This is a genomic window from Allokutzneria albata (genome assembly GCF_900103775.1).
GTDB lineage: Bacteria > Actinomycetota > Actinomycetes > Mycobacteriales > Pseudonocardiaceae > Allokutzneria > Allokutzneria albata.
Map to the genome: position 1 here is coordinate 765,394 of NZ_LT629701.1, position 22,080 is coordinate 787,473.

The 22,080-nt window shown below is 69.8% G+C and carries 20 protein-coding genes; 7 read left to right on the forward strand and 13 right to left on the reverse strand.

What is annotated here, in order from left to right; translation table 11 throughout:
* Positions 1-264: 264 nt before the first annotated feature.
* The 5 genes from BLT28_RS03290 to BLT28_RS03310 are packed head-to-tail and all read right to left on the reverse strand — an operon-like array spanning position 265 to position 5,941.
* Positions 265-1,275, reverse strand: coding sequence for a sugar phosphate isomerase/epimerase family protein (locus BLT28_RS03290; RefSeq protein ID WP_030430309.1), 1,011 nt, complete (start codon positions 1,273-1,275; stop codon positions 265-267).
* Entirely contained in the window at positions 1,275-2,435 is a 1,161-nt protein-coding gene (locus BLT28_RS03295; RefSeq protein ID WP_030430308.1) for a Gfo/Idh/MocA family protein, read from the reverse strand. Before BLT28_RS03295 ends, BLT28_RS03290 begins: the two co-directional genes overlap by 1 nt.
* Positions 2,435-3,481: a substrate-binding domain-containing protein gene (locus tag BLT28_RS03300; protein WP_030430307.1), complete on the reverse strand. Its 1,047-nt coding sequence runs from the start codon at positions 3,479-3,481 to the stop codon at positions 2,435-2,437. Before BLT28_RS03300 ends, BLT28_RS03295 begins: the two co-directional genes overlap by 1 nt.
* Positions 3,471-4,427, reverse strand: a complete 957-nt coding sequence (locus tag BLT28_RS03305) for an ABC transporter permease (RefSeq protein ID WP_081900378.1) — start codon at positions 4,425-4,427, stop codon at positions 3,471-3,473. Before BLT28_RS03305 ends, BLT28_RS03300 begins: the two co-directional genes overlap by 11 nt.
* A complete protein-coding gene (locus BLT28_RS03310) occupies positions 4,424-5,941 on the reverse strand; it encodes a sugar ABC transporter ATP-binding protein (RefSeq protein WP_231950602.1) in 1,518 nt (505 codons plus the stop codon). Before BLT28_RS03310 ends, BLT28_RS03305 begins: the two co-directional genes overlap by 4 nt.
* A gap of 107 nt (positions 5,942-6,048) precedes the next feature.
* Between BLT28_RS03310 and BLT28_RS03315 the strand changes: the two genes are divergently transcribed.
* A complete protein-coding gene (locus BLT28_RS03315) occupies positions 6,049-7,212 on the forward strand; it encodes an ROK family protein (RefSeq protein WP_030430304.1) in 1,164 nt (387 codons plus the stop codon).
* Between the two features lie 59 nt (positions 7,213-7,271).
* Here the strand turns inward: BLT28_RS03315 and BLT28_RS03320 are convergent, their stop codons facing one another.
* A complete protein-coding gene (locus tag BLT28_RS03320; protein WP_231950604.1) occupies positions 7,272-8,003 on the reverse strand; it encodes a class I SAM-dependent methyltransferase in 732 nt (243 codons plus the stop codon).
* A 46-nt stretch (positions 8,004-8,049) separates the two neighbouring features.
* Between BLT28_RS03320 and BLT28_RS03325 the strand changes: the two genes are divergently transcribed.
* Positions 8,050-10,986, forward strand: coding sequence for an NACHT domain-containing protein (locus tag BLT28_RS03325; RefSeq protein ID WP_030430302.1), 2,937 nt, complete (start codon positions 8,050-8,052; stop codon positions 10,984-10,986).
* On the opposite strand, the gene BLT28_RS03330 is transcribed toward BLT28_RS03325, so the two are convergent.
* Together BLT28_RS03330 and BLT28_RS03335 are read right to left on the reverse strand one after the other, a co-directional pair.
* On the reverse strand, positions 10,940-12,433 hold the full coding sequence (locus BLT28_RS03330; RefSeq protein WP_052407451.1) for a family 43 glycosylhydrolase: 1,494 nt from the start codon (positions 12,431-12,433) through the stop codon (positions 10,940-10,942). The genes BLT28_RS03325 and BLT28_RS03330 overlap by 47 nt on opposite strands.
* A gap of 105 nt (positions 12,434-12,538) precedes the next feature.
* A complete protein-coding gene (locus BLT28_RS03335; RefSeq protein ID WP_030430300.1) occupies positions 12,539-13,696 on the reverse strand; it encodes a DUF1266 domain-containing protein in 1,158 nt (385 codons plus the stop codon).
* Positions 13,697-13,776: 80 nt separating this feature from the next.
* Between BLT28_RS03335 and BLT28_RS03340 the strand changes: the two genes are divergently transcribed.
* Positions 13,777-14,307: a hypothetical protein gene (locus tag BLT28_RS03340; protein ID WP_156051059.1), complete on the forward strand. Its 531-nt coding sequence runs from the start codon at positions 13,777-13,779 to the stop codon at positions 14,305-14,307.
* On the opposite strand, the gene BLT28_RS03345 is transcribed toward BLT28_RS03340, so the two are convergent.
* Positions 14,292-14,825 carry a CGNR zinc finger domain-containing protein gene (locus tag BLT28_RS03345; RefSeq protein ID WP_043811953.1) on the reverse strand — a complete coding sequence of 178 codons (534 nt, stop codon included), beginning with the start codon at positions 14,823-14,825 and terminating at the stop codon, positions 14,292-14,294. The two genes, BLT28_RS03340 and BLT28_RS03345, sit on opposite strands and share 16 nt — an antisense overlap.
* An 84-nt stretch (positions 14,826-14,909) precedes the next feature.
* Between BLT28_RS03345 and BLT28_RS03350 the strand changes: the two genes are divergently transcribed.
* Positions 14,910-15,722, forward strand: coding sequence for an alpha/beta fold hydrolase (locus tag BLT28_RS03350; RefSeq protein WP_197683962.1), 813 nt, complete (start codon positions 14,910-14,912; stop codon positions 15,720-15,722).
* Here BLT28_RS03350 and BLT28_RS03355 read toward each other — a convergent pair.
* Positions 15,706-17,052, reverse strand: coding sequence for a serine hydrolase domain-containing protein (locus BLT28_RS03355; RefSeq protein WP_030430296.1), 1,347 nt, complete (start codon positions 17,050-17,052; stop codon positions 15,706-15,708). The two genes, BLT28_RS03350 and BLT28_RS03355, sit on opposite strands and share 17 nt — an antisense overlap.
* 80 nt (positions 17,053-17,132) lie before the next feature.
* Between BLT28_RS03355 and BLT28_RS03360 the strand changes: the two genes are divergently transcribed.
* Complete coding sequence (locus tag BLT28_RS03360; protein ID WP_030430295.1) at positions 17,133-17,801, forward strand: TetR/AcrR family transcriptional regulator; 669 nt, start codon at positions 17,133-17,135, stop codon at positions 17,799-17,801.
* Positions 17,802-17,976: 175 nt separating this feature from the next.
* Positions 17,977-18,876: a glycoside hydrolase family 19 protein gene (locus BLT28_RS03365; protein ID WP_030430294.1), complete on the forward strand. Its 900-nt coding sequence runs from the start codon at positions 17,977-17,979 to the stop codon at positions 18,874-18,876.
* 13 nt (positions 18,877-18,889) lie between these two features.
* Here BLT28_RS03365 and BLT28_RS03370 read toward each other — a convergent pair whose 3' ends face one another.
* The gene (locus BLT28_RS03370) at positions 18,890-19,498 is read right to left on the reverse strand and encodes a TetR/AcrR family transcriptional regulator (RefSeq protein ID WP_030430293.1); all 609 of its coding nucleotides are present in this window, start codon (positions 19,496-19,498) and stop codon (positions 18,890-18,892) included.
* A gap of 105 nt (positions 19,499-19,603) precedes the next feature.
* On the opposite strand from BLT28_RS03370, the gene BLT28_RS03375 reads away from it, so the two are divergent.
* Positions 19,604-20,338 carry a 3-oxoacyl-ACP reductase family protein gene (locus BLT28_RS03375; RefSeq protein WP_231950606.1) on the forward strand — a complete coding sequence of 245 codons (735 nt, stop codon included), beginning with the start codon at positions 19,604-19,606 and terminating at the stop codon, positions 20,336-20,338.
* Positions 20,339-20,461: 123 nt separating this feature from the next.
* Here BLT28_RS03375 and BLT28_RS03380 read toward each other — a convergent pair whose 3' ends face one another.
* Positions 20,462-21,181: an SDR family oxidoreductase gene (locus tag BLT28_RS03380; protein ID WP_030430291.1), complete on the reverse strand. Its 720-nt coding sequence runs from the start codon at positions 21,179-21,181 to the stop codon at positions 20,462-20,464.
* 21 nt (positions 21,182-21,202) lie between these two features.
* A complete protein-coding gene (gene sigJ, locus BLT28_RS03385) occupies positions 21,203-22,027 on the reverse strand; it encodes an RNA polymerase sigma factor SigJ (protein ID WP_231950828.1) in 825 nt (274 codons plus the stop codon).
* Between the last annotated feature and the right edge of the window lie 53 nt (positions 22,028-22,080).

Below are 22,080 nucleotides of genomic sequence, written 5' to 3' on the forward strand. Positions count from 1 at the left end.
AGCTTCACAAACGGGCGGCACGGCACACCACCGTGCACGCACGGGATCTGTGCACGGGCAGGTGAGAGGCGGTACGGGAGAGTGTTCACCCGGTAGCTGCCAGTGACCGCTGTGGACGGTGCTCGCCGGGCTTGACCTGCCCGGATGCCCGTCGATCGGGTCGCCGACCCAGTCGGACGCGGCACTGTGGACAGACGCCCCCGGTTCACGCCACCGGGTGACGTACACCCCCGTACCGGGTTATGTCGCGGTGCACCTTCCTGATCAGCGTTCGGGGGTGGAGAAGGCGGCGTCGAAGGCGGCGGCGGGCGGGTCGAAGGTCAGGGAGCGGACAAAACGGACAGCTTCGGCGGCGCCGACGAGGCGGTCCATGCCCGCGTCCTCCCATTCGATGGAGATCGGCCCGGTGTAGCCGATCGCCGTGAGGGTGCGGAAGCAGTCCTCCCAGGGCACGTCGCCGTGGCCGGTGGAGACGAAGTCCCACCCGCGCCGGGGATCGGCCCACGGCAGGTGCGAGGACAGTCGCCCGTTGCGGCCGTTGCCGACCCGCATCCGGGTGTCCTTGCAGTCCACGTGGTAGATCCGGTCGCGGAAGTCCCACAGGAAGCCGACGGGGTCGATGTCCTGCCACACCATGTGGCTGGGGTCCCAGTTCAGCCCGAACGCCTCGCGGTGCTCCACCGCCTCCAGCGCCGCCACGGTGGACCAGTAGTCGTAGGCGATCTCGCCGGGGTGCACCTCGTGGGCGAAGCGCACGCCCTGCTCGTCGAAGACGTCGAGGATCGGGTTCCACCGCCGCGCGAAGTCGGCGTAGCCCTCCTCGATCACCGATGCCGGCACCGGCGGGAACATCGCCAGGTACGGCCAGATCGACGAGCCGGTGAAGCCGACGACCGTGTCCACGCCGAGCGCCCGCGCCGCCCGCGCGGTGTCCTTCAGCTCGGCCGCCGCGCGCTGCCGGACCGCCTCGGCCTCGCCGTCGCCCCAGACCCGCGCGGGCAGGATCGCCTTGTGCCGGAAGTCGATCGGGCTGTCGCAGACCGCCTGCCCGGTGAGGTGGTTGGAGATCGCGAAGACCTGGAGGCCGTGCCGGTCGAGCACCCGCCTCCGTTCGTCCACATAGGACCTGTCGGCCGCCGCCCTCGCCACGTCGAAGTGGTCGCCGGAGCAGGCGATCTCCAGACCGTCGTAGCCCCAGGAGGCCGCGAGCGCGCAGACCTCCTCGAAGGGCAGGTCCGCCCACTGGCCGGTGAACAGGGTGATCGCGCGGGGCATCAGCTCGCTCCTACTCGGCTGCCGGGGACGGGGGTCCAGCGGCTCTCGTCGGCCGCACTCGCCTGCACCGCGTCGAGAACCCGTTGCACCCCGAGCCCTTCGGCGAAGCTCGGGGTGGGCTGCCGGTCCTGCGCGATCGCGTGCAGCAGGTCGTTCGCCTGGTGGGTGAAGGCGTGCTCGTAGCCGAGGCCGTGCCCCGGCGGCCACCAGCCCGCCAGGTACGGGTGGCCGGGCTCGGTCACCACCACCCTGCGGTACCCGGCCTCGGCCGGATCGGCGGTGTTGTCGTGCCACCACAGCACGTTCATGTCCTCGAAGTCGAACGCGAGCCCGCCCTCGGTCCCGTTGACCTCCAGCCGGATCGCGTTCTTCCTGCCGGTGGCGAACCTGGTCGCCTCGAAGGTGGCCAGCGCGCCACCGCTGAGCCTGCCCAGGAACACCGCCGCGTCGTCCACGGTGACCTCGCCGAAGCCGCCGTCCGGGATCGGGCGCTGGTGCACGAAGGTCTCCATCAGCGCGCTCACCCCGGTGATCGACTCGCCGGTCAGGTGCTGGACGAGGTCGATGATGTGCGCGCCGATGTCGCCGAGCGCGCCGGAGCCGGCCTGCTCCTTGCGCAGCCGCCAGGACATCGGCGCGTCCGCGTCGGTCAGCCAGTCCTGGAGGTACTGCGCGCGCACGTGCCGGATGCAGCCGATCCGCCCTTCCCACAACCACTTCGCGGCCAGCGCGATCGCGGGCACCCGCCGGTAGGTGAAGCCCACCGTGGCGTACACGCCCCGCGCCAGCGCGCGCTCGGCGGCCTCCGCCATCGCCTCGGCCTCGGCGACCGTGTTGGCCAGCGGCTTCTCGCACAGGACGTGCTTGCCCGCCTCCAGCGCGGCGATGGCGATCTCGGCGTGGGTGTCGCCCGGCGAGCAGATGTCGATCAGGTCGATGTCCTCGCGCGCCACGAGCTCGCGCCAGTCCCCGACGACCTCGCCCCACCCGAACCGACGGGCCAGCTCCCGTGCCCTTCCGGTGTCCCGCCCGCACACGGCGGCCAGTTCCGGCGCGATCGGCGGTTCGAAGAAGCTGCGCGCGCCGCGCCAGCCCTGGGAGTGGGCGACACCCATGAAGGCGTAGCCCACCATGCCGATCCGCAGTGTCCCGCCCGGCATCAGGACTCGAACCCGAGCGGCAGGTACTTGTCCACATTGGACGAGGTGACCACGGGCGCGTTGAGCACGATGCGGCGCGGCACCTCGACCTGCAGCAGGTCGGACATCCCCTTCTGCTGCACCAGCAGGCGGGCGAGCCGGATGCCGTCCGCCGCCTGGGTGGGCGGGTAGATCACCGTGGCGGCCATCTGCCCCGCCTTGATCCAGCGCATCGCGTTCGCCGAACCCGCGCCACCGATGAAGGCGAACTCCGAGCGCTTCGCGGCGTCGAAGGCGGCCTTCACCCCGACCCCCTGGTCGTCGTCGTGGTTCCACACGATGTCCAGCTTCGGCGCTGCCTGCAACAGGTTCGCCGCCGCGGCCTCGCCGGACTCCACGGTGAACTGGGCGGCGACCCTGCGGTCAACGGTCTGCCCGCAGCTCTTGAGCGCGTCGGCGAACCCGCGCGAGCGGTCCTGGGTCAGCGGCAGCGCGTCGATGCCCGCGATCTCCGCGATGACCGGGTCGGCGAGCTTCTTGTCCTTGACCAACTGGCACGCGTGGGTTCCGGCGGAGACGCCCATGCCGTAGTTGTCGCCGAGGATCGTGGTGCGCGCGGCGAAGGAGCTGGAGAACTCGCGGTCGACGTTGACGACGGTGATCCCGGCCTGCGTCGCCTTGGTCGCCACACTGGTCAGCGCCGCGCCGTCGGTGGGCAGCAGCACGATCGCGTCGACCTTGTCGTTGATGAAGGTCTCGATGTGGCTGATCTGCATGCTGGCGTCGTTCGTGCCCTCGGCGACGCGCAGTGTCACGTCGGAGTACTTCTTCGCCTCGGCGGTGGCGAAGTTGTTGATCGCCGCGAGCCAGCCGTGGTCGGCCGCCGGGCCGGAGAAGCCGATGGTGACCTTCTTGCCGGGTGCGTCGTTGGGGCTCGCGGCGTTGCCGCCACCAGCTCCGGGAGCGGGCGCGCTGGGGGTGTTCGAGGTGCACGCGGTGAGGGCGACAGCGGCCCCCACCACAGCTGTCACCGTGGCCGTCGCTAACCGGAAAGCCTTACCTGGCATGGGATTCTCCAGCTCTGTTGGCCAGCCGCTGCTGGAGCAGGACCGCGACGACGATGATCACGCCCTTTGCCACGGCCTGCGTCGAGGTGTCGAGGTTGTTGAGGGTGAAGACGTTGGTCAGCGTGGTGAAGATCAGCACGCCGAGCACCGTGCCGACCACGGTGCCGCGGCCGCCGCTGAGCAGCGTGCCGCCGATGACCACCGCGGCGATCGCGTCCAGCTCGTAGAGCCCGCCGTGGGTGGACGTCCCGGTGGTGGTGCGCGCCATCAGCATCACGGCGGCGATCCCGCACGCGAGGCCGAGCAGCACGTAGAGCAGCGTGGTGTGCCTGGCGACCTTGAGCCCGGCCAGCCGCGCGGCCTCCGGGTTGCCGCCGATGGCCAGCGTCCGCCTGCCGAAGGTGGTGCGGTTCAACAGCACCCAGCCGCCCGCGGCGACGAGCGCGAACACCAGCACCAGCACGGGGACGCCGAGCACGGAGCCGCCGAAGAACTCGATGAACCCCTGGTCGCGGACGATCTGGGTGCGGCGGTTGGCGATGATCTCGGCGAGCCCGCGCGCCCCGGCCAGCATCGCCAGGGTCACGATGAACGGCGCGATCTTCCCGTAGGCCACCAGGAGTCCGTTGACCAGGCCGCACCCGGCTCCGACCAAGAGGGCGCAGCCGACCATGACGATCCAGTGGACGTCCTCGGCCATGCTCTGCGTGGCCAGCGTGGTGGCCCACACCGACGACAACGCCACGATCGCGCCCACGGACAGGTCGATGCCGCCGCCGGTGATCACGAACGTCATGCCGACGCTCACCACACCGATCACCGAGGCCAGCCGCAACACGGTGAGCAGGTTGTCCACGCTGGCGAAGCGATCGCCCGCTGTGGCCGCTCCGACCACGCACAGCAGGCCGAGCGCGATCACCAGTCCCAGCGTCCGGTTCCCCTTCACGCGGCCTCTCCTCGCAGGACGATGTCCAGCACGTCGTGTTCAGTCAGCTCGCCCGCGGGGGCCTCGTGCAGCACGCGGCCCCCGGCGACCACCAGCACCCGGTCGGCGAGGCCGAGCACCTCCTCGATCTCGCTGGACACGACGACCACCGCCACCCCTCGGTGGGCGAGGTCGCGCACCAGCGCGTAGATCTCCGAGCGGGCGCCCACGTCAACGCCCCGGGTCGGCTCGTCCAGCAGCAGCACCCGGCACTCGCGCAGCAGCCACCGCGCCAGCACCACCTTCTGCTGGTTGCCGCCCGACAGGGTCCGCACCTCACGGTCCACATCGGACGGACGAACGTCGAGCGCGGCGACCAGTTCCCCGGCGGCCGCGCGCTCGGCGGCGAAGTCGAGGAAACCGGCGCGGTCCAGCGTCGCCATGGTGATGTTGTGGCTGACCGGGTCGCCGAGGACGAGCGCCTGGCTCTTGCGCTCCTCCGGGCACAGGCCGAGCCCGGAGGCGACCGCGGCGGGGACCGAGCCCGGCCGCAGCGTCCTGCCGTCGACCGCGACGGTGCCCCCGGTGGCCTTCCTGGCCCCGTAGACGGTCTCGATGATCTCCGAGCGACCCGAGCCCACCAGGCCCGCCAGCCCGACGACCTCGCCCGGCTTCACGCTCAGGCTGACGTCGGCGAAGCGGCCTTCGAGCGACAGCCCGCGAACGTCGAGCACCGGCTCGGCATCGATGACCTCCTCGGTGCGCGGGGGGAAGGCGTACTCGATCGCGCGGCCGGTCATCATCCGGACGATGTCCTTCGTCGGCGTGCTCGCCGCGTCGAGGCCGCCTGCGACGGTGCGCCCGTCCTTGAGCACGGTGACCCGGTCGCCGATCTCGCGGATCTCTTCGAGGCGGTGCGAGATGTAGATGATCGCGACGCCCGCCGCGGTCAGCTCGCGGATGACCGTGAACAGCCGGGCGACTTCCCGCTGGTCGAGCACGGCGGACGGTTCGTCCAGCACGAGCAGGCTCGCGTCGTGGGAGAGCGCGCGGGCCATGCTGACGATCTGCCGCTCCGCCGCGGAGAGCCCGCCGGCCTCGGCGCCGGGCCGGATCTCCGGGTGCCCGAGCCTGGTCAGCAGCGCGGTGGTGGCACGCGCGGTCCGGCTCCGCCGGGTGAAGCCGAACCGCGCGTGCTCATGCCCCAGATGGATGTTGTCCGCCACCGACAGGCCGTCCACCAGGTCGAGCTCCTGGGGGAGCGTCGCGACGCCCAGCCGGGTCGCGGCCTGCGGATCCGCGAGCGTGACGGGCTCGCCCCGCCAGCGGATCTCGCCCGCGTCCGGCCGGTGCACCCCGGCGATGACCTTGATCAGCGTGGACTTGCCCGCGCCGTTCTGCCCCAGCAGGCAGTGCACCTCCCCTGGGCGGACCCCCAGATCGACCCCGTCCAGGGCGCGCGCACCGGGGAACAGCTTGACGATTCCCCGCATCCCCAACAGCTCCGCGCCCGAAGCTGCTGTGTCCTGAGTCATAGCGCAGACCGTAGGCAGACTTATGACGACGGTCAAGCAAAAGTCGAGGATCAGTTGTTCAAAAGTCATGTTCGGTGAAACCGAAGCGCCTGTGTTTCACTACGCCCATGGGCGAGTCGATGATCACCGGGGGAGCCGGCGCCGGGGTGCTGCTCCAGCTCATGCGGGATGGCAGGCCGCGCACGCGCGCCGAGCTGACCCAGCTCACCGGCCTGGCCCGGTCCACCGTGGGCGCACGGGTGGACCTCTTGCTGCACAAGGGTTTGCTGGCTCCCGCAGGGGAAGCGGTCTCCACCGGCGGGCGCCCGCCGGCGACCTTCGCGTTCAACCCGTCCGCCGGTGTCGTGCTCGCCGCCGACATCGGCGCCACCCACGCCACCGTCGCCGTGACCGACCTCGCCGCCAAGGTCCTGGCCCAGCGCGAGGAGACGATGTCGATCACCCTCGGCCCGCGGGCGGTGCTCGACCGGATGCTCCAGATCGGCGCCGAACTGCTCGCCGAGACCGGCAACTCCTCCGTGGTCGGCACCGGCATCGGCCTGCCCGGCCCGGTCGAGCACTCCACCGGCAAGCCCAACAACCCGCCGATCATGCCCGGCTGGGACGGCTACGACGTGCCCGGCCACGTGGCCGCCGTGCTGGGCGGACCCGTGCTGGTCGACAACGACGTGAACCTGATGGCGCTCGGCGAGCACGCCGTGGTCTACCCCGACGTCGACCACCTGCTCTTCGTCAAGATCGCCACCGGCATCGGCTCCGGCATCATCACCGGCGGCTCCCTGCACCGCGGGGCCCAGGGCGTCGCGGGCGACCTCGGCCACGTCCAGGCCATGGGCTCACCCACCGCCGCTTGCCGCTGCGGCAACGTCGGCTGCCTCGAAGCCGTCGCCGCCGGGCCCGCGATCGCCGCCGGGGTCAGCGCCGCCGGTGGTTCCGTCGCCGAGCTGATCAACCTCGTCCGCGCCGGTGACGTGGAGGCCGCCAACGAGGTCCGCGCGGCCGGTCGGCGCATCGGCGAGGTGCTCGCGGCCTGCGTCAGCCTGCTCAACCCCTCCGTGGTCGTGCTCGGCGGCCAGCTGGTGATCGCCGCGGAGAGCCTGCTGGCCGGGGTGCGCGAGGTCGTCTACGCCCGCTCCCTCCCGCTGGCCACCGGCTCCCTGCAGATCGTCTCCGCGCGCACCGGCTCCCAGGCGGGCGTGCTCGGCGCGGCCACCATGGTGCTCCAACACGTCCTCTCCCCGTCGGAGATCGACGCCCGCCTAGCAGTCTGACCCAGCCCCGCGTTTACGCACTGAATGAGTCATTGAGGTACTTCAACGCACCGAATGACTCATTCAGTGCGTTCAACGGACCAATCGCGGCGTTCGTGGGGTTTGCGGGTGCGGACGGCCAGGACGGCGGGGGTGGGGGCGCCGCCCTCCGCGAAGCGCTCGAGGAGGAGGCCCGCGTCCAGGAACGCGTGCATCAAGTCGGGGAGGGGCAGGTGGCTCGCGCCGACCTTGTCGCGGAGGCCCTGGTCAGTCCATGACGCCTTTGTCCAGCGGCCGTTCCGGTAGCCGGGACGGATCACCACCGCGTCGCCGTCGCTCCGGTCAGCGAAACCGCCGCAGAAGCACGGGTGGACGCCGACGTGCACGAACACCCCGCCGGGCCGGAGCACCCTCGCCGCGTCGCGCAGCACAGCCGGGTAGTCGGGCATGTCCGTGTGCACCATCATCGCGATGACGGCGGCAACGCTGTTGTCGGCGATCGGCAACCGCCGTGCGTCGGCCTGCGCGACCGGAAGCCTCGCGCGTGCGTGCCGAAGCATTCCGGCGGACACGTCGATGCCGATCGGTGTCCAGCCCAGCTCGCGCACGCTGGCCGCGTGAATGCCCGTGCCGCAGCCGATTTCCAGGCAAGTGCCACCGTCGCCGCGGTCGAGCAGGGTGCGCAGGGCGTTGTCGACACCTATCGGGTCTTCACATTGAGCACCGAGGAACTGCTCCTCGTACCAATCCGCGATCTCGTCGTACGCAGCAATCGCCATCACCCCAGTTGACCGGCCCCTGCCGGTGGACACCACGGATTCCGCCCAGAGCTGAGCCGCTGGGCTCTAAAGTTTCCGCGTGCGACGCGAACCGGCGATCACCTTCCGCGGTGCCCTGCAGATCCTCGGCCACCACGACCGTCCCTGGCTCGACCGGCTCAACTCGGCGTTGGGCGGGGTCGTGCTGGCGTCGGGCGCTCTCCCGCCGGTGAACGCGTTGTGGGGCTGGGTCGACCAGAAGAACGAGGCGATGACCCTGACCCGCCGGGCGCTGGACTCGGTGTCGGACCGGGTGAACGGCAGCCACGGCCTTGAGCGGCACCAGCTCGTCGTCGCCGCGCACACGACCATGGTGATGGCGTCGTTCTTCGAGGTCGTCACGCGGCACCTGCCCGGGGTCGAGCTGACCGAAGGCGAGAAGGTCATGCTCGCCACCGGGGAATGGCAGCAGGAGGGCGAGTCGCTGGTCCGGCAGCTCTACGCGGCCGATGTTCCCGCTCCCTCAGCGGTTTTCGGCTTCGCCGAGAACGTCCACCGCGTCGCCGAGTGGGGCTACTACCGGTTGCAGGAGGTCTACCGGTTCCTCCGCAGGCTCAGCCCGGACTTCTCGCGAGCTGTACGGCGGATGATCGAAGACGAAGTCCACGAACACGTCGCCAGACGGTACTACGCGAACTTCCTGACGATGGCGACCACCGTCCACGAGTTCAAGGTGTGGTCGGACCTCGTCGAGCACGCCGCGACCAGGTCCGCGCTCGAACGCCTGGAGAAGCTGCTCTCCGTTGCCGTGCAACAGACCCGCGATCTGCGCGCGGTGGTGCGTGCGATCAACCACAGCGAGTTGGACCGGCCGGTGATCGAGCTGGACTCCGCCGGCTACGGCTTCGGTGCGGTCTTCCCGTCCGTGGCCGACATCTTCCGCACACCGCACTTCCGGCTCGCCCAAGCGAGCAAGGAATCGTGGCCCGCCGACGAGAACTGGTGGTCGGAGCTGCCGCAGTACGACGATCTTGACCTGGTGCTCGCCCGTCACTTCAGCAGTACCGCGTCGACCAGCCTGCCGTTGCTGTTGCTGGGGCATCCTGGCGCGGGGAAGTCCTTGCTCACCAAGGTTCTCGCCGCGCGCCTGCCGGACTCCGGCTACACGGTCGTGCGAGTTCCGCTGCGGCAGGTGGACGCCGACGTGCCGGTGGTGGAACAGATCCAGCAGGCATTGCACGCGGCCACCAATCGGCGCGTCGACTGGGCTGACCTGGCCGACCAGAGCGAGGACGTGATCCGGGTCGTCCTCCTCGACGGCTTGGACGAGCTGTTGCAGGCGACCACGAACGATCGGGGCGGCTACCTGCGCGAGATCCAGGATTTCCAACGGATCGAAGCTGCCTGCGACCGTCCTGTGGCGGTGGTCGTCACCTCGCGCACCCTGGTCGCCGACCGGGTCCGCATCCCGGACGGCACTCCGATGGTCAAGCTGGACGAGTTCGACGACGACCAGATCGCCGAGTGGATCTCCGTCTGGAACCGGTCCAACCGGCCGATGCCGCTGGAAACCGCGCTGGCGCACGGAGAACTCGCCCGGCAGCCGTTGCTGCTGCTGATGCTCACCCTGTACTTCACCGACCCCGAGACCCCCGCCACGGACGCGGAACTGTCCCAAGTGGACCTGTACGACCGGCTCTTCGACACTTATGCCAGGCGTGAGGCGAAGAAGGACCCCAGCCTGCCCGAGCGAGGTCTTCCCGAGGCCGTCGGGACGCAGCTGAGGCGGCTGTCCACCGCTGCCCTCGGCATGTTCAACCGGGGCCGCCAGTCGATCACCGAGGCGGAGCTGAGCGCGGACCTCAAGGGGCTCAAAGAGCCTTCGCCGCAAGGAGAACGGTTGCTCGGCGAGTTCTTCTTCGTGCACTCCGCCGAGGCCGTGACATCTTCTGTCCAGCGTAGCTACGAGTTCCTGCACGCGACGTTCAACGAGCATCTGGTCGCCGCGCGGATCGTCGAGGAGCTGCGCGACGTCGCCGCGGCCTCCTTGCGGGGCAGGCGGTTCCGCGAGCCTGATGACGCGTTGCTGTTCGCCTTGCTGTCGCATCAGCCGTTGGCGATCCAGCAACCCACGTTGGAGTTCGTCCTGCAACGCCTGCTTCGGCTCGACGACGACGAGCGCGACGACGTGATCAAGACCGTGGGTTGGCTGCTGGAGCACTACCGCCGGCGTCATCCCGCGCAGAACTACCCCGACTACCGGCCGCTGCCGCCGGACGTCGTGCGTCCGATCGCCGCCTACTCCGCGAATCTCGTTCTGCTGCGCGTGGTCGCGGACCCCGATGTGTCGTCGGCGCGGGACTTGTGGCCGGACTCGCCGGAGACCTGGCCGAGCACCGTGAACCTGTGGTCGGCGGGGCTGGACGCCCAGGGGTTCCGCGCGATGTTGTCCAACCAGGAGGGGACCGCCGACCTGGCCAACGCCTCCGTGGCCGCGTTCGACCAGCTCAGCGCGGCTCGCCTGCGCGAGGACGAGTACACCGAGAGGCGACTGCGCATCGGGCACGCGGTGCTCGACGGCCTGCGCTACTACTACGACGACCGACCCGACACCTGGCGCGACTACTACCTCAGCGTTCTGCTGTCGGTGACGACGAGCGTTCCCGAGTTGGATCTTTCGCCCGTGCCGGACGGTGTCCCGCTGGAAGACGCTTCAGAGATGGTGCTCCGCGCTTACGCACTCTTCGGGCGCACGTGTCCGGACATGCCTCGGGAGTCCGTGCGCAAGTTCCTGACATGGCTCGTCCAAACGCCCACTTCGGCGCCACCCGTCAGCGCGCCCTTCCTCCTTGCCGAGCACGTCCACCGCGGTGTGCTCCGCGAGATCGAGCCGGCGGTCGTGCGGGGGCACTGGCGGAACGTGATCGATGCGGTTCTCGCGGCCGACGAACCCGCTGACCTCAGTGTGACCGCCGACTACCTCGCCGAGGTCAACAGGATCGAGTCGCAGTGGATGTACTCGAACAAGCCCCGCTGAAGTTCTGCCGCAGCGTGATCTGCCACTTCTGGCTGGGTATGTAGAGGTAGTGCGACGCAAGGACATTGGCCCCGTCGTGGAGCTGGGCGCCGTCGACGGAGAGAGCGTGTCCGCCTGCCTTCGCCGATATGCGGAAGCCACCGGCGACAGCGTCGATGTGCCAGCGCTGGGCGGCACCGGGGAGGAAACGGCGTTGCACCACATCACCCGAGGAGCCCACGGTGAGGAGCTTGTTGCTGTGCCTCGCGCGTAGCTCGTAGGTGCCGTCGGGCAAGGAGCGCAAGCGCCACACCTGGTTGGGGTTGCCATGGTGGAGCCACTGCACGACGTCCGCGTTGTCCTGCGTGCTCGCCTCGGCGACGTCCAACGCCTTGCCGCTGTGAGATGCCCTGAAGACGTAGTCGCCGTTGGGGAGCCGCGAAGCGCCAGGATCCCCTGAAGGCAGGCGCAAAGTCGTCGAGGTCGCGACGGGAACGCCGAAGATCGGGGTGCCGTCAGCGCGCCACTCAACGCGCTGGACACGGGTTGATCGGTCGCCGCCGCAGCTGCCGTTGGGGTTGGTGACAGCGTGGTAGGCGATCCACGTCTCGGAACCGTCGGGCGAGGTGAAGAAGCTGTTGTGGGCGGTGCCGTACGCGTTGTTGGCGGGGGAAGCTTTGAAGTGGGGCTCGGGGGACTTGGTCCAAGCGGCGGGATCGAGTACGTCACCGCCGTGGAAAGTGAGCAATCCGATCGCGTAGTTCGGGCTCGTGCATCCGCTGGCGGAGAAAGCGAGGAAAAGCCTGCCGTTGCGCCACAACACCGCAGCGCCTTCGTTGACGGACAAGTGCTCCATTTCCCACGGGTGCTCGGGGTGGGACAACAGCACGCGTGGCCCGCTCGTGGTCCAAGGGTTGCTCATCGGTGCGATGTAGAGGTTCTGCGGTCGTTCGGTGCCGGGCTCCCAACCGGACCAGATCGCGTACAAGCGCCCGTCTGGCATCGTGAGCACAGTGCCGTCCAAGGAGTAGTGGTCGGACGCGGCGGCGAGGGCTCCCTTGAAGGTGTAGGGGCCGAGCGGGTTCGCGCTCTCCAGGACGTACATCCGGTGGTCGGCGACGGCGTGCCCGCTGTTCGTCGCGGTGTAGTAGATGTACCACTTCCCTTGCAGGAAGTGCATTTCCGGCGCCCAGATGTAGCAGCAGCGTGAAGGGGTGTCGTCCCGCCACACCACGACCTCGGGCGCGGTGGCCAGCTCGGTCACCGAAGCTGCCTTGGTCACGGCGATGTAGTCGTTGCGCGTGTAAGTGAGGTAGTAGGCCCCGCCGTGGCTCACCATCTGCGGGTCGGCGCCGTTCTCCAGCACAGGGTTGCGGAAGCCGGACGTCGGCATGGCCTCGGCGGCCGGAACGGACAGCACGGTGGCGACGAGCGCCAGCAGGAGACCGATCACCTTGCCACGGAACACTCTTGCCCTCCTCGCCGGTGGGGCGGTGGATGCCGGTCACAGCATCGGGCCGCCCTCCGGCGAGGGCAATAACTTTCAAGTGTGCCTATCTTGTCCGTGACAAATTCACCGGAACGGCACAGTGCGCCACGGGCTGTTCGGTGCCGCCATCAGGGCGTGGTGCGCTTCGAGGACGTCGGTGTACCAGGTGCCGAACTCCTCCTCGTCGAAGTGCAGGCACCGCCCGAGGATGTACGCGGCGGAGAACTCCGCCCACGACCGGTAGACGGCGCGACTCGCCTCAGCCGTGCGCAGCAGAGCCTGCTCCATCTCGGCGCGGCTGGCGTAGCGCGCACCGTAACCCCAGCGCGCCATCTGCGAAGCACGCCCGAAATCCCAAGCGGCGACGCTGCGCACGTACCCGTCCGCGGGCAACAGCCCGTCGGCGCGGAATCGCGCTTCGTACCGCAGGACCTTGCCGACCAGTTCGGTCAACACGGGGTTCTCCGTTGCCACGCGCTGCCGCCACGCCTCGGCGTCGACGTGGTTCCGCGTGCCCAGCACGAAGTCCCAGTACCACGGGCTGACTTCGCGCTCCACCAGGCGCTGCTGGACATCGAGCCAGTCGGCGCGATCGTGGACGCCCCACCACTCCGCCAGGCGCTCGACCTCGGAGCTGTAGCCCGCGCCGTGCCAGTCGAGGGTGTTCCACGGGTCGCCATTGCCGAAGCACAGGTGGGCGCCACACGCCAGGCCGTGCAGCAGCGGCCCCGGCTCGGCGGCGTTGCTGCGTCGGGTGACCACGCGGTTGTGCGAACCCTCGGGGTCGAACAACTCCTCCGACATCTCCCACCACGTGTCGCGTTCGACGTCGGCGGCCGAGACGTACAGCTCGCACGGCGTGCGGGGGTTGATCGCCAGCACGTCGACCTCCGGCGGGCAGATCACGCTGAGCGCGCCGAGCGTGGCGAACTCGTACACCACGTGCGGGTGCGGGCGCGGCAGCACGCCTTCTGTGTAGACGATCGCGACGGTCTGCCCGGTCGCCAGCGCTTGGGTCAGCGGCCTGCGCTCACGGATGTCCGGTGAGGTCGCGGTGATGGCGATCGGGTGGTACAGCCCGGTGCGCGCGAGCAACCGCAGGGCCTCGGTCGGATCTTCGTCGTCCCGGTGCTCGTACAAGAACTGCTCGACGTCGGTGGGTGCCGTCCACGGGCTGACGTCCGAAGGCGGCTCGATCGCCGGGAGCACCTCGTCGTGGTCGTCTGTCTCTTCCGGAGTCATCGCGCCCACCCTAACTCCGGCGGGCGGATCAGCTTGACCCGTAAGAGGTTTCGGCCGACGTCGAAGGCTAGGCTGTGACCGTGGCTCGGCCTGGTGGACCCTGGATCGTCACCGCCGCGGCGGTTCTCGTGCTCGTGACGGGATTCCTGCCGTGGTGGACGGTTCGCTACGCCTACAGCGATGCCTCCGGGAGCGGGCACCTCACCGAATCCGCGTCGGCATGGGGAATCTCCACCGCGTGGACATGCGCGCTGCTGCTCACCGCCGCGGTCACGGCTGTGTGGGCGTGGTTGCGGGCGAAGCAACGCCGAGCACCGCGATGGGGCCTTGCCGTGAGCCTGTTGTGCGCGGCGGTGTCGGTGCTTCTCATCGCCCTCGTGCGCGGCGCACCGCTCAACGGGACGCAGGAGATGTCGATGTCCTGGGTCGACAGCTCCTCGTCGGAGGATTCGTTCGCGCACAGCTGGATGATCCGCGACCGGCTGTTCACCTACGACGACCCCGACCTCATGGTCGGCATCGGCTGGGGTTGGTGGGCCGGGCTGATCGCGATCCTGCTCTGCGCCGCGGTGATCCTCCGGGCGGGACGGTCACGTCACCCCGGCTTGTGACGCTGGTAGTAGCGCGCCACCCGCACACGGTTGCCGCAGATCTTGGGAGAACACCACTGGCGGCGCGGGTGCGCGGGGAGGAACAGCAAGCGGCAGTCCGGCCCCTCGCAGTTGCGGACCTTGGTGATCTCCGAGCCGGTCAGCAGGTCCGCCGTCGCCTCCGCCAGCACGGCGAGGAGCACGGCGGTGGCGTCGCCAGGGCGGCGAGGCGTCGCGATCACGGCTGAGCCGCTCCACGAGAGTTCGCGGTAGACGGGCGCTGCGCGCTGTGCGGAAGTCAAGGCCGACAACGACTTCCGTGGCGGCTCGATGCCGAGCCGAGCCGCGTGGACGACGTCGGAGACGTGCTCCCGCAGCGCGAGCACGGGCGCGAGTTCGACGCGCGCCAGTGGGGGAAGCCGCTCGGCCTGGTGGTCGAGCCACGCGGCGAGCGCCTGCGGGGTGGTGAGCAGGTCCTCCTCCGAGGTTCGCGTGTTGACCAGGTCGATGGGCAGCGGTTCGCCGAGCAGCGGGAACATGGGACTAATGGTACTACGCGGACTTGACCCATTAGATCACGCCCGCTATACCTAATGCATACCACTGCGCAGGAGGCATGTGAAATGAGGTTCGTCGAGGTTGACGGGGTGCGGGTGCACTACCGCGAGGCCGGTTCGCCGGAAGCGCCGACCGTGTTGCTGCTGCACGGGTTTCCCTCCGCGTCGCACCAGTTCCGGGGGCTGATGGAGCAGCTGGCCGACCGTTTCCACGTCGTGGCGCCGGACTATCCCGGCTTCGGTCACAGCGACACGCCGGACGTCGAGTACTCCTTCGACTGGCTCTCCGAGGTGGTCGAGGGGTTCGTGGAGGCGATCGGCCTGAAGCGGTTCGTCGTGTACGCCTTCGACTACGGCCTGCCGATCGGACTGCGCGTCGCGACCCGGCGCCCGGAGTGGATCGCCGGCCTGGTGGTGCAGAACGGGAACGCCTACGAGGACGGGCTCAGCGACCTGGCGAAGGACTTCATCGAGAACGGTCCGGCGCCGGAGGTGTTCACCCTGCCGTGCACCCGCTCCCAGTACGAGACCGGAGTGTCCGATGTGGACGCGATCGCGCCGGACGGCTGGACCCTGGACCAGCACTTCCTGGACCTGCCCGGCCGCAAGGAGATCCAGGCGCAGATCGCCCGGGACTACCGCAGCAACGTCGAGCTGTACCCGGTGTGGCAGAAGTGGCTGCGGGACCACCGGCCGCCGACGCTGATCCTGTGGGGGACCGGTGATCCCTTCTTCACCGACGCGGGCGCGCGGGCCTACCTGCGCGATCTGCCCGCCGCGGAGCTGCACCTGCTCGGCACCGGGCACTTCGCGCTGGAGGAGAAGCTGGCCGAGATCGCGCCGCTCGTGGCGGACTTCGCGCTCAGGACGTCCGGGTGAACAGCCGCCCGGAGAGGTCGACGCCGACCACCGACCCGGCGGTGTCACGGCTGAAGTACCCGCGCTGCCCCTTCAAGCCGCCTTCGACCACGATGTACTCGTCGTCGGGCAGGAAACCGATGGCGGCGGGCGCGTAGTCCGGCGGCATCTCCACCTCGGAGGCGGCGCGGATCTCCGGCTTGATCCCCACGACCAGCGTCAGCACTGATCCGTCGGTGGCGATGTCGACGTTCATGGCGTCGATCTCGTAGCGCCCTGCGGCCTCGCGCGCCCGCGCCTCGTCGTAGGGGAGCGGTTCCGGGTCGCGCTCCACGACGCCGAGGTGGTTCTCCAACGCCCACCGGACGACCGCCTGGTTGAAGACGTAGCCGTCCGGGCCCGCGTTGGCCAGGGAGACGACGGCGAAGTTCCGCTCCGGCACGATCAGCAGCTCGGCGAACTGCCCGTTGCCGGACCCGCCGTGGCCGATGGTGCGCACACCGTCGATCTCCCGCAGGAACCAGCTGATCCCGAAACCGTCACCGAGGGTGCTGGCGCGCAGCTCGACCGTCTGCTCCCGCATCCCGCGCACCAGCTCGTCGTCGGTCTCGACGTGGAAGCGGGCCCACTTCAGCGCATCGCTCACCGAGGACACGATGCCGCCGCCCGGGTTGTTGCCGCGCGAGCCGGCCCGCCACGCCTTCCACGGCTGGGCGGCGCGCATCGTGCCGTCCTCGTCGCGGTTGTAGCCCACCGCGAACTTCCGCACGATCACGTCGTCGAGGTCGAAGAACGTGTTCGCCAGGCCGACCGGGTCGAGCACCAGTTCCTTCACGGCGCGCTCGAACGGCAAGCCGGTGACGTTCTCGACGACCCGGCCGAGCAGGTTGTACCCGGCCTGGCTGTAGGAGGCGCGGCTGCCCGGCGGTGCGATCACCGGCAGCTCGGCCATGCGGGCGACGAACCCGGGGAGCGAGTCGGCCTCGGTGCCGGTGTCGATCAGGTTCCAGTCCAGCCCGGACGTGTGGTTGAGCAGGTTCAGCACGGTGATGCCCTCGGTGGCCCGCTCGTCGGAGAGCGTCAGGTCGGGGACGTAGCGGCGCACCGGCGCGTCCAGCTCCACCTTGCCCTGCCCGACCAGGCGCAGCACCGCGGTGGCGGTGAAGGTCTTGGTCACCGAGGCCAGGTGGAACAGGGTCTGCTCGTCCACCGGCGACGACGTGCCGATCCGGGTCACGCCGTGCGCGGCGGTGAGTTCCTCGCCGTCGACGAGCACGCCGACCGCGACCCCAGGGATGCCGAACTCCTCGGCCGTCCTCGCGACGAACTCGGCCAGCTTCTCCTGCGTCATCGTGCTTCCCTCCGTTGTTGAACTAAGTTCAAGTCGGACCGTAGCCGAGGACTTGAACAAAGTGCAAGTAGGCTGTGGGCATGGCACGGAACACGCTCACCGCCGAGCAGATCGTCAAGGCCGCGATCGAGCTGCTGGACGCCGACGGGCTGGACGGGCTGAACATGCGCAGCCTCGGTCAGCGGCTCGGCTCGGCCGCCACGGCGATCTACTGGCACATCAAGACCAAGGACGACCTGGTCCGCCTCGCCGGGGACGCGATCTGGGGCGAGATCGACCTGCCCGACCCGGATGCGGAGGACTGGCGCGCGAGTGCCACCGCGCTGGCGACCGGCCTGCACGGGATGCTCGCCAGGCACCCGTGGTTCGGGCAGGCCTTCGGCAGCTATCTCCTGTACGGGGAAGGGAAATCGCGCTTCGACGAGTGCAGCCTCGCCGTGTACGGCAAGGCCGGGTTCGCCCCCGCCGACGCCGACCGCGCCGCGGCGACCGTGCTCGTGTTCGTGCTCGGCACCGCGCTCGGGGCCGCGTCGGAGGTCTCGCTGACCCGGCGCCTGGGCGCCGACGCGCTGAAGGGTGCCGTCTCCAGGGCGCACGAGGTCGCGCAGGCGTTCCCGCTGCTGCGCGAACGCTTCGGCACGATCGCGGCCGAGGACTACGCGGCGGCGCCGGACGGCAGCTTCGAGTTCGGGTTGCGGGCCATCCTCGACGGCTTCGAAGCCCGCCTCCGGGCGCGTCCAGCTGGCTGAACATCCGGACAAATTTCACGTTCGACCTTGACTGGTTTAGACCACTCCGCTTCAGTGGGCTGGGTCACAGACGTTCGTCAGCCGCCGACGAGCACTCCTGACACCTCTGCCGCCGAAAGCCGTGCTTTCCCCTGTGCCGCACGGCTGTTCGCACCGCATGAAGGAGTGATCGAGAGTGTTGAGGCAGCGCATCATCGCGTCGTTGTCCGCCCTTGCCGCGGCCGTCGCCCTCGCGGTCGGCCTCCCGGCGGCGTCCTCCGCCACCGAGCAGTCCGGCCCCACCGCGGCGTGCAGCGCGCCGAACTGGGTCGCGGGCCAGTGGTACGACGTCGGCGCCATCGTCAGGTACACCAACGGCGGTTTCTACCGCGCCGAGCACGCCAACCCGGGCTACGACCCGGTGATCAGCCACTGGTACTGGAAGCCGCACACCTGTGACGGCGGCGGCACGCCCTCGGGCTTCGTGGTCAGCGAAGCGCAGTTCAACCAGATGTTCCCGAACAGGAATCCCTTCTACACCTACCAGGGGCTGACCGCGGCGCTGAGCGCCTACCCCGGCTTCGCCACCACCGGCAGCGACGTCACCAAGAAGCAGGAGGCGGCGGCGTTCCTGGCCAACGCCAACCACGAGACCGGTGGTCTGGTGCACATCGTCGAGCAGAACACGGCGAACTACCCGCACTACTGCGACCGGAACCAGCCCTACGGCTGCCCGGCCGGGCAGGCCGCCTACTACGGGCGCGGACCGATCCAGCTGAGCTGGAACTTCAACTACAAGGCGGCCGGTGACGCGCTCGGGCTGAACCTGCTGGGCGACCCGTGGCTGGTGCAGAACAACGCGGCCGTCGCGTGGAAGACCGCGCTCTGGTACTGGAACACCCAGAGCGGCCCCGGGACGATGACCCCGCACAACGCGATGGTCAACGGACGCGGCTTCGGTGAGACGATCCGCAGCATCAACGGCAGCCTGGAATGCGGCGGCAAGAACCCCGCGCAGGTCGAGAGCCGGGTCAACGCCTACCGGAACTTCACCAGGATCCTCGGTGTCGACCCGGGCGGAAACCTGTACTGCTGAGCTGTTTCCCGTCTCATGAGGCGGCCGTCACCGTGTCCCACGCGGCGATGGCCGCCTCGGCGACCGCGCTGAGCGCCGCGCCGTCCGCGCCGTCGCGGGACTGCAGCGACAGACCCTGCAGAACGGCGTTGTAGAACGCCGCGACCTTGACCGCGTCGGTCCCCGGCGGCACGTCTCCCTCGGCGATCCCGCGCTCGACCCGTTCGCGGAAGGACTCCTCGGTGGCGCGGCGCATCTCCGCCAGGTGGTCCCGGATTCCTTCGCTGCGATCGGTGTAGGTCGTCGCGGCCAGTACGATCATGCACCCGGCCGGTGTCGCCGGGTCGGCGTACGCGCGCACGTTGGCGCGCAACACTTCCGCCAGCGCCTCGCGTGCGGTCGGCTGCTCCCGCAGGGCTTTCGCGGTGTGGGAGCCCTCGGTCTCCCCGTAATGGGCGACGGCCTCGCGGAAGAGCTGCTCCTTGGAGCCGAACGCGGAGTACAGGCTCGGGGAGTTGATCCCCATGGCCGAGGTCAGGTCGGTCAGCGACGCGCCCTCGTAGCCGTGCTCCCAGAACACCACCATCGCGCGGGTCAGCGCGGTCTCGCGGTCGAAGGCGCGTGGGCGGCCCCGTCCCGGCATCGGCCACCTCCATTTTTGTAGCGATCGACACGAATCTACTTGACGCGCGGTCCCCGGGTGTCGCAGGCTATTTATGTATCGACCACTACATAAATGGGAGCCGACATGCTCGCAGGGAAGACGGCGCTGGTCACCGGGGGTAGCAGGGGGATCGGCGCCGCCATCGCGCTCCGGTTGGCCGACCTCGGCGCGGACGTCGCGATCACCTACGCCAGCGCCAAGGACCGGGCAGAGGCGGTGGTGGAGCGGATCACCGCGACCGGGCGGCGCGGCCTGGCGATCGCCGCGGACAACACCGACTCCGCCGCGGTGCTCGACGCGGTCGACCGGACCGCGGCGGAGCTCGGCGGGCTCGACATCCTGGTCAACAACGCCGGGATCTTCCCGAGCGGCTTGATCGGCGAGGTGACCGAGGAGGAGGTCGACCGCACGCTCGCCGTCCACGTGCGCGCGGTCTACCTGGCCAGCCAGGCGGCGCTCAAGCACATGCCGGACGGCGGCCGGATCATCAGCATCGGCAGCAACCTCGCCGAGCGCGTGCCGTTCCCCGGCGTCGCTCTCTACTCGATGAGCAAGGCCGCGCTGCTCGGCTTCACCCGTGGCGCGGCGCGGGACCTCGGCCCCCGGGGGATCACCGTCAACCTCGTGCAGCCCGGTTCCACCGACACCGACATGAACCCGGCCGACGCCGGTGATGCCGGCCACCAGCGCGCGCTGTCCGCACTGGGCCGCTTCGCCGACCCCCGCGAGATCGCCGAAACCGTCGCGCACCTCGCGGGGCCGAACGCGCGCAACATCACCGGCTCCGTGTTCACCGTCGACGGTGGGACGAACGCGTAGGCCTCCGAGTGGAACGCGTGGAACACAAAGTGCGGCAACGTGAACACGAGGTTCGCGACGAGCGCGGTGCACACGATCCGGCGAGTCCCAGGGCGACCGCCAGGAAGACCAGCACCGCCCGGATCACCGGTCCTCCTCGAAGGTGATCTTCCCGTCGGCGTGCTCCGGGGTGAGGTTCCCGCCCGCTCGGTAAGCCCGGAAAGCCTTGCCCGGCAAGCTGAAAGGGACGATCAGCCGCCGCCTGCCCGCCAGGTGGGAGCGCGCCAGGTCCACCGCGTCGCGGACCTCGGGGCCGCCGAAGTCCGGGGCGCGGCCGATCGGGTCACCGAGCGCCAGCTCGACCAGCCGCGCCGCCACGTCGCGGACGTCGACCGGCTGGAAGCGCAGGCGCGGCACGAACATCACCGGGAGCTTGGCGAGAACGGCGAAGATCGTCCTGAGCAGGTCGTGGAACTGCGTGGCGCGGAGGATGGTGTGCGGGACCGCGCGCACCACCTCCTCGCTCGCGAGTTTCCCGTTGTAGTAACCGAAGTGGATGCGGTCGACGCCGACGATGGACACGTGCACCAGGTGACGGCAGCCCGCGCGCCGGAACGCCTCGACCAGGGTTCTGGTGGCGACCACGTCCCGCTCGCCCCTGAGCGTCGTCGCGCAGTTGATCACGATGTCGACGCCGTCGAGCGCGGCGTCCACACCGTCGCCGGTCACCAGGTCGGCGACGACGTGCCCGGGACCCGGGCGGCGGCTCATGACGCGCGGATCGTGGCCGGCTTCCCGCAGACGTGCGACCACGGCGCGGCCCAGTGTTCCCGTGCCGCCCGTGACGAGGATCGATGTGCTCACACAGGATGAACCGGCGAGCGGTCAGTTCTGTGACAGCTGCTTCGCCAGGAATCCCAGCTTCGCCGGGTTCGCCATGATGCTCAGCGTGGCCACGCGGTCGTCGACGGCCTCCGGGACCACGACACCCGCCACCACGCCGTCCAGCCGGAACACCGCGGCCGCCGCGCCGTTGACCTCGGCGAGCTCCAGCGTGAGGGCACCCGGGGGGAGCTTGGTGAAGCCGCCCGCCAGGTAGCGCGCGACGCGGTCCCTGCCCAGGATCGGCCGCCGCGCCATGCCCATGTGGCCGCCACCGTCCGCCCACGACGTTACGTCCTCGGCGAGCAACCGCTCCAAGCCGGGCATGTCGCCGTCACGCGCGGCGGCCAGGAACCGCTGCACGAGTTCGAAGCGCCGGCGCGGATCGGGTTCGAAACGCGGCTCGCGCGTGCCCACGTGCTGGTGCGCGCGGCGGTGCAGCTGGCGGCAGTTCGCTTCGGAGAGGTCGAGGATCTCCGCGATCTCGCGGTGGCTGTAGGAGAACGCCTCGCGCAGCACGAACACGGCGCGCTCGGTCGGGGTGAGCCGCTCCAGCAGGAACAGCAGTGCCAGTGACACCGAGTCCCGCAGCTCCGCCGTCTCCAACGGGCCGAGGGCGCCGTCCGTGGTGAGGATCGGCTCGGGCAGCCAGGGGCCCACGTACTGCTCCCGCTGCACGCGCGCCGATGTGAGGCGGTTCAGGCAGAGGTTGGTGACCACCTTGGTCAGCCACGCGGGCGGGGAGGCGACCGCGTCCCGCTTCGCCCCGTTCCACTTGAGGAACGCGTCGTGCACCACGTCCTCCGCCTCGTGCGCCGATCCGAGCATGCGATAGGCCAGGCCGAACAGCCGGGACCGGTGCCGCTCGAACTCCTCGACCG

What these genes read in the sequence shown, in the direction of transcription:
- BLT28_RS03290 (WP_030430309.1), bottom strand. Translation starts at nt 1,275, where the DNA reads ATGCCCCGCGCGATCACCCTGTTCACCGGCCAGTGGGCGGACCTGCCC.
- BLT28_RS03295 (WP_030430308.1), bottom strand. Translation starts at nt 2,435, where the DNA reads ATGCCGGGCGGGACACTGCGGATCGGCATGGTGGGCTACGCCTTCATG.
- BLT28_RS03300 (WP_030430307.1), bottom strand. Translation starts at nt 3,481, where the DNA reads ATGCCAGGTAAGGCTTTCCGGTTAGCGACGGCCACGGTGACAGCTGTG.
- BLT28_RS03310 (WP_231950602.1), bottom strand. Translation starts at nt 5,941, where the DNA reads ATGACTCAGGACACAGCAGCTTCGGGCGCGGAGCTGTTGGGGATGCGG.
- BLT28_RS03315 (WP_030430304.1), top strand. Translation starts at nt 6,049, where the DNA reads ATGGGCGAGTCGATGATCACCGGGGGAGCCGGCGCCGGGGTGCTGCTC.
- BLT28_RS03335 (WP_030430300.1), bottom strand. Translation starts at nt 13,696, where the DNA reads ATGACTCCGGAAGAGACAGACGACCACGACGAGGTGCTCCCGGCGATC.
- BLT28_RS03345 (WP_043811953.1), bottom strand. Translation starts at nt 14,825, where the DNA reads ATGTTCCCGCTGCTCGGCGAACCGCTGCCCATCGACCTGGTCAACACG.
- BLT28_RS03350 (WP_197683962.1), top strand. Translation starts at nt 14,910, where the DNA reads ATGAGGTTCGTCGAGGTTGACGGGGTGCGGGTGCACTACCGCGAGGCC.
- BLT28_RS03355 (WP_030430296.1), bottom strand. Translation starts at nt 17,052, where the DNA reads ATGACGCAGGAGAAGCTGGCCGAGTTCGTCGCGAGGACGGCCGAGGAG.
- BLT28_RS03360 (WP_030430295.1), top strand. Translation starts at nt 17,133, where the DNA reads ATGGCACGGAACACGCTCACCGCCGAGCAGATCGTCAAGGCCGCGATC.
- BLT28_RS03370 (WP_030430293.1), bottom strand. Translation starts at nt 19,498, where the DNA reads ATGCCGGGACGGGGCCGCCCACGCGCCTTCGACCGCGAGACCGCGCTG.
- BLT28_RS03375 (WP_231950606.1), top strand. Translation starts at nt 19,604, where the DNA reads ATGCTCGCAGGGAAGACGGCGCTGGTCACCGGGGGTAGCAGGGGGATC.
- sigJ (WP_231950828.1), bottom strand. Translation starts at nt 22,027, where the DNA reads ATGCTCGGATCGGCGCACGAGGCGGAGGACGTGGTGCACGACGCGTTC.